The sequence below is a fragment of the Paenibacillus sp. 01L418 genome (assembly GCF_056400045.1).
On sequence record NZ_JBFTSN010000024.1, the window covers coordinates 1 to 12574 of the forward strand.

A 12574-nucleotide genomic window follows, 5' to 3' on the forward strand; every position below is an offset into this window, starting at 1 on the left:
GAATTATCGATATTATTACTTTCTCTTTTCCCGCAATCTGCAAATCCTACGACTTCTCCCTCATTATTTACTGCGACAAATGTATAATTCTCCTTATCAGAGATATTTCGATTCCACAAGTTCTTTCGTTGGTCATAAGAAAGGTTCTTTAAAAACTCATCTGAAACAATGTTTTTATACGTAGACTTCCAACTATCAACATGAACCTTGGCAATACCCTCTGCATCCTCTAAACAAGCTTTTCTTATGTACATTGAATCTCCCCCTCCTACGGAAAGTAAAGCTCAGTGTATATATTCCATCTCAATACTAATTCCCCTCCCTCAATTTAAACTGACCTGCCCGCTAGATTAATAAAATGGTATTGGCGGAGGCGAAACGTGGCTATGCAAAAAATATTTGTCGCAACGTGACGCCTTTTACCAATTGCTCAAGAAGGAATAACCCTCAGACGCTTCGAACTCAACCACACTCCTCCTGCTAAGACAGAGATTAAATAGGCTATGCCACAAGTTAAGAACAAAGGCTTCAAGTCATTCTCAACATAAAGTAAGGAGCCGATCATCGGGCCAATTGCCATGCCTATATATCGGATCAAGTTATACACACCGATGGCAGTGGCGCGTTCCTCTGGAAACTGTTCCGCCAAAATAGTAGTTGGCATGGACACAGTCAGCCCCATCGTGAGGCCGAACAAGCAAACATCCACGATCAAAATCGGTAACGAGAGATTGGCGGTTAAAGCAAAAAGAACGACTGTAATCGATTGTAAAAGGAATGCATACATTAATGCTCGTCCACTTCCCATTCGGTTACGCATCCAACTGCCGACTCTAATACTCAGAATCGTACAGGCGGACATAATAAGCAGTACAATCCCAACCATCCCCGTAGACATGTTATACGACGTACTTAGGATTTGAGGCAAGAACACAAGATATACTAAGTAAACTACACATTGTACAAATCCATATAACAAAACAACCGCACCGAGATGGTTTTTAAAAATTACAATAAACGAGCTAAGGCTGAACCTTGTCGCGGATACATTCTGTGGCTTTGTCTCGGGCAAGAGCTTCATATTGGCGAGCAGAAGCAGCAGGATTAGGATTGACAAAAAGAAAAACACGCCTTGATATCCGAGTTTTTCCCCGATGAGTCCTCCGAGAAGAGGTCCGATAGCTGGAGCAAGCAAAAGCATAAGTTGGTAAGTAGCCATTCCCTTTGCCAATTCTTTTCCACGGAACAGGTCACCGATTACTGCTGCTCCTACAACGGGAACCGCTGCGGAGCCTATGCCCTGAAAGACGCGGAAAACCAGAAATGATTCAATGGAATAGGAAAATGCACAGCCTAAAGATGCCACAAAATATACGGCGAGTGCAGGCAGCAGCACTTTTCTCCTTCCTTTTGTATCTGCTAGTGGTCCGAATACGATCTGCATGACAGCTAAAGCAATCAAAAATAAAGAAATCGTCAAGCTCATTAAATAACTTGTTGTTTGCAGATCGTTCTGCATGTCGGCAAGTAAAGGCGTATATAAGTTTTGCCCCAGCGATCCTGCAAAGGCACTAAATCCGATGAGATATAATATAATGCGCAGATTCATGAGTATTTTCTCCTTTTCATTCTGACTGACTAATAGTCGGTTAATGTTACCCAGCCAATTTTATTGACTTTTAGTCAGTTTGTCAATAGAGTAAATACATGAGGAGGATGAACAACTTGTCGAGAGTTAATAAAAAACCAGAAATTAGGCGCGCCGAAATAATAGAAGCCTCATTAGAGTTATTCAGAGAAAATGGCTACAATCAAACTGCTGTGGACGATATAGTCAATAAACTGGGCATTGCTAAGGGTACATTTTATTATCACTTCAAAACCAAATATGATATTATGATCGCCATTGTAGAACGTTTGGCTGAAGAAAAAGTTAATATGGTCAAAGTTCTAGCGGAAACCGAAGGAATGACTGTAGAAGCAAAGATGTATACCATCTTGTGGGAACAACCATACGAGGATGAGAGCAAAATTATTGAATTTCTGCATCATGAACATAATGCATCGATTCACCAGAAGGTTCTCGTACAAGCTGTACAAGACAGTGCCCCTTACGTGACACAAATTCTGAATCAAGGAATGGCGGAAGGAATCTTTCAAATTCAAGACCCACAGGAAACTGCCGAATTCATACTAGTTGGCATCAACTTTATGTTTGATCCCGGAATTTTCTTATGGTCCGAAGATATAGTAGAACGTAAGAAGCTGGCATTCACACGAATAATCGAGCGTATGCTAGGAGATTCCTTTACCTTTTCCAACCTTTCAAAAAACCTCACTAAAACAAAAATAGCGTCAAAAGCGCAGCCAAGACGCAATTGACGCTATTTTCTCTTGAACCAACTTTTAATGAGTAAAAAGGTTGCCGTGCATGCTGCTGTTCCAGCCATTGCAGCACCTTCGTTAATCAAAGACGGATTTCTCATGATTAGCTTAGTATCTAAAATGGACTGATGCGACTTCGAGGTTGTATTCCCTGCAGACCTCAAACTCGATTGTTAGTTCAACGAGGCTACCGATTCATGCCGGTAGCCTCGCCATAGTGATTGTTGAGTTATAGTTACCCGTTTTTCTCCCAAAGCTCGATCAATCGACCTTCTGGATCTTCAATCCAAATAAATTTCCCAAATTCACTAACCTCTAAGTTCTTTGCAAGAGGTACTTTCATATGTTCAAGATGCTTAATAGTCTCGTCTACATTATGTACTTGGAAATTTAACAACACTTGTTGTTCTGTTGGAAAATAGCTGTCATTCTCGCTAAAAAAAGAAAAGATAGTCTCATTTCCGGATTCGGGTTTTATCATCGTCCCATTCCAATTCCCTATTTCAAGCTTCAACACTTCACTGTACCATTTTGTTATCATTTCAAGATTTTTGGTTCTCCAAAATATACCGCCAAAACCTTTTATCATTGTATCCAACTCCTGTCTGTCATTAGATTTTTAGCTATCCGATTACAGTAAATATTCGAGATTTAAATTTAAGTTCCTTTTTCAATTTCCCTGCCCGCGCACAATTTCTCCACAAACTACTACATTATATTTTTCCACTTTTGTGCTATACTAGCTTGTCAGCATTTTAGCAACAAATATTGTTAAATTATCTACTTACTCACGAGGTGCATAAATGTCTCAACCGCCAGCTAAGAAGGCGCTTTTGACTGAGCTTGAGAGCCTACGCGCATTTGGCATACTTGCTGTCATTATGATTCACGCGACATCCTCTTCAGTAGTCAATTCCGATCCTAACTCCACACTGTTTTTGATTCTTGTCCTGTTTAATACGTTATCCAAATTCGCCGTACCTCTCTTCATTCTGATCAGCGGCATATCTCTTTTCTACAATTACAATGATAAACCATTAAACAAACAAACAGCTACGATGTTCTACAAGAAACGCATCACTAAAATTATGCTGCCGTTTCTCCTATTTTCGTTTATGTATTATGCCACTATCATCTACTTCAGATACGGATTTATTAATTTCGAGCAGTTTATCTCTTATTTTCAGACTTGGGATTTTCTCGTTAAATTGCTGRTTGGAAAAACCTATGCTCATTTGTATTTTATCTTTATTATTATCCAGTGTTATTTGCTCTTCCCTGTACTTTGGTATGTGATGAGAAAATGGCCGCGTCTCGTCAATTGGTTGATCACAGGTGGACTTCTCATTCAGTGGATTTATATGCTGAACGCCAAGGAAATGGGAATCAAATACGTCACCAGCGGTTTTTTCGCATACAGCTTGTACTTTTGTATCGGGGCTTATATAGGAATCAACTATACGAAATTTTATGCCTTCTGGGAGCGCAAACGCAGCAGCATTGCTTTACGAAGCACATTAATTCTAGTAGTAGCCATTTCCGGTACGCTCAACGTGATCTACTTCTTGCGTGAGGCGCAGGGAAAACTACTATTTAACGATAGCTTTTTGGTGCAAATTAAAAATGAAATTTATATTACATCGGCTTGTTTGCTGCTTATTCATCTTGCCCTTCGGATTAAGGCATCCCGCATGGAATATTTGAAATCGGTACTTATTCATCTCAGCCATGCGTCATTTGGCATGTACTTGCTGCATCCGATGTTCCTCAGATATTACCGTATGATGGATGTGAATGGGAGTCCGCTCGTTTACGGAGCATGGATTGCAGGAGGCTTCTTCCTGGCTTTAGTTGGCTCATGGATCATCGTTGCTTGGGCCGGCAAAGTGAAAGGACATTGGGTTTTATTCGGACCTATCCCCAAACAGAAATCACTCGGACAGTAGCCTAAGTCTGAATTTAAAACATTTATGTGACGCCCCTCTGCTGAAACAAGGCAAAAGGGGCGTTTTCAATAATTTCCCCCTATGCGCGCCAGATCTTTTCCGTTAAACTAGAAATTCTGGTATCGGCAGAATCAACTATACTATTGCAGGTTTACCCCTGAAAACTATTGGAGGTTTCTTTTCTAACATGCATAATGAACATCATTCCAATGTCAAAATTGTAACAGCCGACCCAAGCGCCATCGGCTTATTTGGGCTGGCTATCGTTACGCTCGTAGCTTCCTCACAGAAGCTCGGCTTAACTGACGGTCTAAGCCTCGTTATTCCATGGGCGATTTTTCTAGGCGCCTTTGCTCAGCTCTTTGCTTCTATTCAAGATGCAAAACATAACAATACATTCGGTATGACCGCCTTTGGCGCTTATGCTTTCTTCTGGATGGCGATGGCTGGCAGTTGGCTGATCAAGCTCGGTGTGTTCGGCGCTGAGCTGGCTGCAATCGCAGATAGCAAGCAGCTTGGTTTTGCTTTTGTCGGTTATCTCATTTTCTCGCTGCTGATGACTATCGGAGCAGCGGAGACCAATAAAGTATTATTCTTCATCTTCGTTCTAATTGATTTGCTTTTCCTTGGACTGAGCTTCGATGCATTCGGAGTAGCACCAGACGTGTTCCACGCACTAGCTGCCTATGCTGAGATGGGTATTGCTCTCCTATCGCTATATGCCGCAGGCGCAGCTGTACTGAACACCCATTTTGGACGTGTGTTTCTGCCAATCGGCCGGCCTTTTGGCATCTTCAAGCCTCGTTCATAATCGGAATCTCATCATTATACAATGTTAAAGCCAGCCGCTCTTCGTGCCGATCCGCGATAGAGCGGCTTTTTCTATGAAAATCAAAAAGAGGCAGAGTGCTTAACGATCGCACTCTACCTCTTTTTGTTCACCGTAAGCTTTATAGCAATTTCACAGCTACCGACGCAGCGGTGCTTTCCTTATTCCTTATTGAATCTTCATAGGTTCTCTTGAAATATTCCACATACAAAACATCGAGCAAATAAAGCTGTGAAATCTTCGCAGATAATGAGCCGCCCTGCAGAGGTCCTTCATTCGCTCCGCATAGCAGTGTCAGATCAGAGTAAGAGGTCAGCGGTGACTTAACGAACCTCGTAATCGAAATGACGGTAGCACCGCTTTCTTTGGCCCTTTTCGCTACTTCAATCGTATCCTTTGTAGAACCGGAATAAGAAATAACGACAGCGACATCCCGTTTCGTCATTAAAGCCGCTGACATCATCTGCAGATGCGAATCGATGCTGCATTCCGTTTTGTTTGTGATACGCATAAATTTGATTTTCGCTTCCATTGCCGTCATTAAGGAGGAGCCTACGCCAAAAAATATGACCCGTTCCGCTTGGAGCAAATGCTCAATCGCCTGATCCATTTTTTCGTTATCGATTAAGTTATAGGTCTCGTTCAATGCACTTATGTTGGATGACAGCACCTTAGAGGACACTTGATCCATCGTATCATTCATCAGGACCTTGTCCGTAAGCTGCGGTATTTCGTTTTCCGCGGTGATGCTATGTGCAAGGGCAATCTTAAAATCCTGATACCCTTTATAGCTTAACGACCTGCAAAACCGGAATACGCTGGACTCGCCCACTCCACAGTGATCTGCAAGATCGGTAATCGACATGTAGACGACACCTTCCGAGTTTTCCAGAATGTAGTCTGCTACTTTCCTTTCGGTATTCGTCAGGTTGTTGTATTTCGAATGAATCGTTGTAAAAATATTGATAGTGCGCAACCGATCACCTCCCTAAATCCTGTCCATTCCGCGTAGAAATAATGATGCCGCACCTAATAAGCCAGCTTTATTTCCAAGAGAAGCCTTTACGATGTTCACACCCGCAAAGCTCTCCATAATTAATGCTTTGGTTTGTTTCTCAACCATTCGAACAAGCTCATCCTGCTCCATCACTCCGCCTCCTACAATAATAGCAGGTGGATTGAAAATATGAATGAGTGAAGCCAAACCCGCGGATACTTCGGTCGTCCATGCATGCAATATTTGTTGTAATGGTTCGTTTCCTACCTGTATTTTATCAAAAAAACCTTTTCCGTCTACAATTTCAGGATCAGCTTCTTGGGCCATTCGAATTAAGGCTGTTGTTGAGGCATTGGTTTCATAAAATGATTTGCACGTGCCGCCATTCGTTTGCGACAATGGACGGGTAAACATATGACCGAATTCAGCAGCTGAGCCGCTCGCACCACGATAGATTTGACGATTCATGACGATGGCTCCGCCAATCCCCGTCCCAAACGTTAAGCATAAGAAACCAGTAAACGACTTTGCCGCTCCAAAACACGCCTCGCCTAATGCAGCTGCATTCACATCATTTTCAACCTTCACAGGCTTATGGAACCGATCCTCTACGATCTCTCTGACCTTCATGCCTGTATAGCTTGGGATATTCTCATTGGCATACAAGATGCAGCCCTCATCTGCGTTCACTTGTCCGGCCGTACTAATAGCGACAGCATCAAAATGCTGATATGACTCCATTTGGGAAAGCAGCTTTTCCATGAGATGCTTGCCGCCCATATGAGCTTCGGTCGCATACTCCTTGAACTGAGTGATATGGCCTCGTTCATCGCAAATGCCTATCTTCGTATGGGTACCGCCAATATCTGCCGCTAAAATGTTCATTCCCATGGGCTATTCAACAGCCTTTACGAATTTTTTGGTTATTTCCATCGGTCTTGTAATGGAAGATCCCACTACAGCTGAATAAATCCCTTGGTCAAATAATCGTTTTAGTTCCTCAGGTGTTGAGATACCGCCCTCCGCAATAATCGGAACGGATATCGTATTCACGAGCTTCTCTATCAACTGAAAATCTGGCAAAACATTATCTTTTGTTGCTTCCGTATAGCCGCTAAGAGTCGTCCCAATAATGTCAAACCCTAGCGCAGCAGCCTCGATAGCTTCAGCATAGGTCGAGCAATCCGCCATAAAGAGCTGATCTTTATACTTTTTTCGTAGTAAAGGAAATAATTCCGATATCGTTGATCCGTCCGGCCTCACACGATTTGTTGCATCCATTGCAATGATATCCACGCCTTCGCGGCAAAGTTCATCCACTTCCTTCATCGTAGGGGTGATAAATACGGAAGAGCCCTCATAATCCTTTTTTATAATACCGATGATCGGTAGATCTACCTGCTGCTTAATTTCCCTAATATCCTCTACGCTGTTGGCACGAATTCCTGAAGCTCCGCCTAAAAAAGCTGCATATGCCATTCTCCCCATAATAAATGGACTATGAAGCGGTTCATCCGGCAAGGCTTGGCAGGAAACGACCAGCTTTCTTCTTATCCTATCAAGTACATTTCTATTTGTATTCATTGGACTCCACTCCGCTGCTGTTTTTATTTACTCACTGACTGCCGCTGCCATCTAGGCAAAATCAACATATCATAATACCCTCATTTTGTAAATTAATTTCACCACTATTTAATTTATGAAAATTATTTTCGCCTAAGCATCAATAAAAAGGCCCGATAAGCTCTAAAGAGCCAATCGGGCCTCGCCTATACATGAATTAAAAGCAAATCCTAAATCTTCTTAACAAATTCCGACTTCAATTTCATAGCGCCAAAGCTATCGATTTTGCAATCAATATCATGATCGCCTTCAATTAAGCGGATGTTTTTTACTTTTGTGCCTATTTTGATAACGAGCGAGCTGCCTTTAACTTTAAGGTCTTTAATGACCGTTACAGAATCACCATCGTTCAGCACATTTCCATTCGCATCTTTAATTATTCTTTTATCTTCATCGTTATCGGATTCTGATTGTAAGCTCCACTCATGACTGCATTCTGGACAGATTAGCAGACTGCCATCCTCATATGTGTATTCAGAATTACATTCCGGGCAATTTGGCAAACTAGACATAAGTTCATGTCCCCCATTCCTTATTATACATTCAAGTTCTCCTTGAAGTTGCCTTACAAGTATAGGGGATATTGTCCAATCAATCCACTGCCTCTGTCTATTTCTGAAGCATTATTCTTTAATAAACTCCTTCGTACTGCGAACCGTATCGATCGGACGGACTAATTTCTCGATTTCTTCACGCTTAGGCTCTAGGAAAGGAGGCAACGATAATTTTTCACCAAGCGTCTCATAAGGCTCATCACCCATAAACCCTGGACCATCTGTTGCAAATTCGAATAAAATTTGCGGAGCCACTCTAGCGTACAACGATTCGAAAAAGTGACGGTTTACATAGCCGGAAGACGGCAATCTGAAGCTCTCTAGGCGCTCGATCCATTCATTTAATACGCCGCGGTCTTCTACACGGAATGCCACGTGGTGAACGGTGCCGAAGCCTTGATGCGCTTGTGGAAGCACAGCATTGTATTCCACAATAACTTGTGCTCCGTTTCCGCCTTCACCAACCTCAAATAGATGGAATGAGCCGTCTTGGTCAATTTCTTTAAACAACAGCACTTTCTCCAGCATCGTTTTGAAGTTCTCGAAATTAGAAATACGAATGAAGATTGGTCCTAGACCCGTAATCGCGTGCTCTAATGGGATTGGTCCTTTTTCCCAAGGCACCCCTGAAGCTACCCCTTTATTATTTTCATCCGAAATCAATTGATACTGTTGGTCATCAAAGTCAACGAACGAAAGTGACTTCTTGCCAAACATCTCTTGAATGCCGGTATGCTTCACATCTAGACGGTTGAATCGCTCTACCCAGTATTGCAAAGCCGCATCATTCGGAATTCGGAATGAAGTTTTTGAAATTTCATTCGTTCCATGCACGCCCTTCGGAATATGTGGAAAATCGAAAAATGTCATGTCAGTTCCTGCGTTGCCTTTATCATCTGCAAAAAACAAATGATACGTTTGAATATCGTCTTGGTTCACCGTTTTTTTCACTAATCGCATGCCTAACACGTTTGTAAAAAAGTCATAGTTGCGCTCTGCACTGCTTGTAATTGCCGTAACGTGATGGATACCTTTTAATTGATTCATTATATATTCCTCCATTCAATTTTAGCTTTCCCGTGGTTCATGAATACAAATCATCTTCTAAAAACAATCTTTAATTTAATTATCTTTAATTTAAGATAAATATAACAGGTTTACTTTTCGATGTCAACAAGCCGCCATCTTACCTAAACAAAAAAACAATAAGCCTCGTCCTAATGACTGCGCTCATTGCTTTGTGTTTGTCGATCTATTTATTTAAAGAACACTTTTTCTACATTGTATTTCGCTCTGAATTTGTTTATAAGGTATGTTTCGTAAATCTCGCGATCAACCGAATCCTCATTAACATAAACCTCAATTTTAGTAACCTCATTGCGATGATTTTTCATGACGGATACGGAATCCTCAAAATGTTTTTTGATACGGGGTCTTAGCTTCCGTGCCTTGCCGACAAACAGCAGCTCGTCCTTATCGTTGTAAAACATAAAGAAACCGCCATGCTCCCTCGTAATCAGGTGAAAATCAGTAAAGCCATAAATATTGCTCAGCTGTGGATTAACCTGCTTCGTTATGGTTACGTCCGGCGCCGGAATCGTTATGTTGATCATAATGGTTCACTTCCTTCTTAACGTATAGGTCTATATACTATCATAAAACGACAAATGAAAACCATTAGCAATGCAAATTAGAGGCGAATGAGCCGGTATATAGGGCAGCATTGCGTTTACAGGATCATTTCCTCCATAATGGTGGTAATTAGTGAGCTTCAACAATATGAATCATAATGCCCCTATGACAGTGGAATGACAAGGGCTAAAGAGGAGAAATCCAATATGGTGAAACAGCCCTTAATACTCATCGTTGAGGATGAGCCTCGCATGCGGGAGCTTGTTGCAGATTACTTGGAAGAAGAGGGCTACCACATCATACAAGCAGCAAATGGCTATGAAGCGTTAGAGCATGCTCGCCATACGCCGCCTGATCTCGTTGTGCTTGATATTATGATGCCCGGTATAGATGGTTTTGAAGTATGCAAGCAGCTTCGCAGTCACTCCCAGACTATAATTGTTATGCTAACGGCTAGGTCAGAGGAAGAAGATAAGTTATATGGCTACGAATTGGGTGCAGACGATTATGTAACTAAGCCATTTAGCCCCAAAGTATTGATCGCGAAAATTAAAGCCTTATTAAGCCGATGGCATGTTCATGATGGGGTCGCAGAGCTGAAGAAGCATCATGATTTGGAAATTAATGAGCAAGCCCATGAAGTTTATCTTTACGGCAAGCTTCTCGAATTGTCGCCAAAAGAATACGAACTGCTGCTGTTCTTCTACCAGCATCCAAATATCGTATTAACAAGAGATACTCTTCTTGATCGCTTATGGGGGATCGATTATTTCGGCGATGCCCGTACAGTCGATACGCAGATTAAACGTCTACGCAAAAAACTAGGAGACAAGGCTGATTACATCCAAACCGTGCGCAACAATGGTTATAAATTTCAAAACAAAACATGAGGTATTTATGAAGAGAGAGCGATTGGATTTCAAAATATTTTGGGTGACCTTGGTCGCTTTGATGTTATTTATCATCTTATGGATGGTGCTCCAGACTAAATTTTTCGGAACGTTTTATAGCGAGCAGAAGTCGAATGAGCTATCTCAGCAGATGGAAAGCATTTATCATAAGTATGCATCCGGTGTTTACGATCTAAACGTCAAGCCAGAAGAGGTCGTCAGCTTCGAACAACGCTTTTACGGTGTAACAGCCACGTTGTACAAGCAAGGAAATAAAATCGACGTGTATGCTGGGGGCTACAAAGCCATTCCTGCTATACCTGTGACGCCTTCCATCATCCTTAATAATGATTACGATCTATCGATTCAACTCGATCCCGAGCCTTACGTCCAGCCTCCGCTGGATGATAAGAACATTAGAAGCCAACCCCTCGTACCTGCAGCTTATGTTAATCCCTACAGTAATCGGCTGTCAGACGCCATGAGCATTTGGCTGCAAAATAACAACCGATTCAGCACACTATCCCAAATAGGACATGTGAGCGTAACGAAAATATCATCCTTTAATGCTGATAACGAAAACATGCTACTTGCCGCAGTGAAGCTGCCGAACACAGTGAACCATAGAGGTGGAGATGCGTATTTGATTGCGCTAGCTACACTCCAGCCCGTCGGCGATGCTGTTCAAGTTATGAGCCGATTTTATATGTATTTTTACGCGCTTGCTGCCATCCCTATTTTACTTTTCGCTTATTTCCTTTCACGCACCATTACATTGCCGCTGATGCAGCTGAACAAAGTAGCAAAGCGTCTGGCTAAGCTCGATTTCACAGCATTCGTACGTATGAACCGGAAGGATGAAATCGGCCAGCTCGCGGGAACGATGAATAGCCTTGCCCTTAATCTGCAGCAAACGATGGCCGAATTGCAGGAAGCGAATATGAAATTACTTGATGATATCGAGAAAGAAAAGCAGCTAGAACGCATGCGCAGGCAATTCGTAGCAAGCGTATCACATGAATTAAAAACACCGGTCAGTCTAATCCAAGGTTATGCAGAAGCGCTCCAAGACAATGTAGCAAACGGACTGAAACGCGATAAATATACGGCCGTGATTATCGAGGAATCGGAGCGGATGGCCCGTCTTGTCGCCGATTTGCTGGATCTATCCCAACTAGAGAGCGGCCGGTTTGCACTGCAATGGTCAACGGTCCCGCTTTATGAAACGGTCCAATCGGTACTAACGAAAATGGCTCCACTCTTGCATGAGAAATCCATTCGTCCTCAGCTGATTGGACTAGATGCTGAAGAACAATGGGTGCGATCAGATCGGCAGCGGCTGGAGCAAGTGCTGATCAACCTGCTTGGTAACGCTATACGCCATACCCCCGTTCAAGGACGTCTTGAAATACGTATAAAGACCGAAAAGTCATCCGTACGGGTAGCGCTTAAAAATGAGGGCACACCTATTCCCGAAGAGGATCTGCCTTATATTTGGGACACTTTCTATAGAGCCGACCATTCAGGCAGCCGTGAGCTTGGAGGAACCGGCATCGGCTTGTCAATCGTAAAAGCGATTTTACAACGACATGAAAGTGAGTACGGCGTGTTTAATGAAGAGGATGGTGTAACGTTTTATTTGACCCTTCCTCTTCTAGATCATAATTAAATCAGGTCAATTAGCTGTAAATATAAAAAAACAGTCTAAACCCCTATCA

Annotated in this window: 14 protein-coding genes; 5 read left to right on the top strand and 9 right to left on the bottom strand. The window is 42.4% G+C overall.

Annotated elements, in window-relative coordinates:
- A partial coding sequence (locus tag AC1DSE_RS05560; protein WP_477527479.1) for a GNAT family N-acetyltransferase occupies positions 1–254 on the bottom strand: 254 nt, incomplete at its 3' end.
- A gap of 176 nt (positions 255–430) precedes the next feature.
- Positions 431–1609, bottom strand: a complete 1179-nt coding sequence (locus AC1DSE_RS05565) for an MFS transporter (RefSeq protein ID WP_477509544.1) — start codon at positions 1607–1609, stop codon at positions 431–433.
- Positions 1610–1725: 116 nt separating this feature from the next.
- Between AC1DSE_RS05565 and AC1DSE_RS05570 the strand changes: the two genes are divergently transcribed.
- Positions 1726–2382 carry a TetR/AcrR family transcriptional regulator gene (locus AC1DSE_RS05570; RefSeq protein WP_477509545.1) on the top strand — a complete coding sequence of 219 codons (657 nt, stop codon included), beginning with the start codon at positions 1726–1728 and terminating at the stop codon, positions 2380–2382.
- A 238-nt stretch (positions 2383–2620) separates the two neighbouring features.
- Here AC1DSE_RS05570 and AC1DSE_RS05575 read toward each other — a convergent pair whose 3' ends face one another.
- Complete coding sequence (locus tag AC1DSE_RS05575; RefSeq protein WP_477509546.1) at positions 2621–2974, bottom strand: VOC family protein; 354 nt, start codon at positions 2972–2974, stop codon at positions 2621–2623.
- Between the two features lie 214 nt (positions 2975–3188).
- Here AC1DSE_RS05575 and AC1DSE_RS05580 point away from each other — a divergent pair, with 214 nt between their 5' ends.
- Together AC1DSE_RS05580 and AC1DSE_RS05585 are read left to right on the top strand one after the other, a co-directional pair.
- Positions 3189–4331, top strand: a complete 1143-nt coding sequence (locus tag AC1DSE_RS05580) for an acyltransferase (RefSeq protein WP_477527480.1) — start codon at positions 3189–3191, stop codon at positions 4329–4331.
- Between the two features lie 187 nt (positions 4332–4518).
- A complete protein-coding gene (locus tag AC1DSE_RS05585) occupies positions 4519–5142 on the top strand; it encodes an acetate uptake transporter (protein ID WP_430056472.1) in 624 nt (207 codons plus the stop codon).
- A 139-nt stretch (positions 5143–5281) separates the two neighbouring features.
- Here the strand turns inward: AC1DSE_RS05585 and AC1DSE_RS05590 are convergent, their stop codons facing one another.
- From AC1DSE_RS05590 to AC1DSE_RS05615, 6 genes are all read right to left on the bottom strand, one after another.
- Positions 5282–6136 (bottom strand): MurR/RpiR family transcriptional regulator, encoded by an 855-nt coding sequence (locus tag AC1DSE_RS05590; RefSeq protein WP_441878316.1) that lies wholly within the window; start codon positions 6134–6136, stop codon positions 5282–5284.
- Positions 6137–6148: 12 nt separating this feature from the next.
- Positions 6149–7048 (bottom strand): ROK family protein, encoded by a 900-nt coding sequence (locus AC1DSE_RS05595; protein ID WP_477509547.1) that lies wholly within the window; start codon positions 7046–7048, stop codon positions 6149–6151.
- Positions 7049–7051: 3 nt separating this feature from the next.
- Complete coding sequence (locus AC1DSE_RS05600) at positions 7052–7741, bottom strand: N-acetylmannosamine-6-phosphate 2-epimerase (protein ID WP_477509548.1); 690 nt, start codon at positions 7739–7741, stop codon at positions 7052–7054.
- A 209-nt stretch (positions 7742–7950) separates the two neighbouring features.
- Positions 7951–8292: a zinc ribbon domain-containing protein YjdM gene (locus tag AC1DSE_RS05605; RefSeq protein ID WP_054025674.1), complete on the bottom strand. Its 342-nt coding sequence runs from the start codon at positions 8290–8292 to the stop codon at positions 7951–7953.
- Between the two features lie 111 nt (positions 8293–8403).
- Entirely contained in the window at positions 8404–9381 is a 978-nt protein-coding gene (locus tag AC1DSE_RS05610; RefSeq protein ID WP_441912931.1) for a ring-cleaving dioxygenase, read from the bottom strand.
- A gap of 209 nt (positions 9382–9590) precedes the next feature.
- On the bottom strand, positions 9591–9947 hold the full coding sequence (locus AC1DSE_RS05615; protein WP_076266468.1) for a nucleotide excision repair endonuclease: 357 nt from the start codon (positions 9945–9947) through the stop codon (positions 9591–9593).
- A 225-nt stretch (positions 9948–10172) separates the two neighbouring features.
- Between AC1DSE_RS05615 and AC1DSE_RS05620 the strand changes: the two genes are divergently transcribed.
- Both AC1DSE_RS05620 and AC1DSE_RS05625 read left to right on the top strand, forming a co-directional pair.
- Positions 10173–10856, top strand: coding sequence for a response regulator transcription factor (locus AC1DSE_RS05620; protein WP_477509549.1), 684 nt, complete (start codon positions 10173–10175; stop codon positions 10854–10856).
- Between the two features lie 7 nt (positions 10857–10863).
- Complete coding sequence (locus tag AC1DSE_RS05625; RefSeq protein ID WP_477509550.1) at positions 10864–12525, top strand: sensor histidine kinase; 1662 nt, start codon at positions 10864–10866, stop codon at positions 12523–12525.
- The last annotated feature ends 49 nt before the right edge of the window (positions 12526–12574 follow it).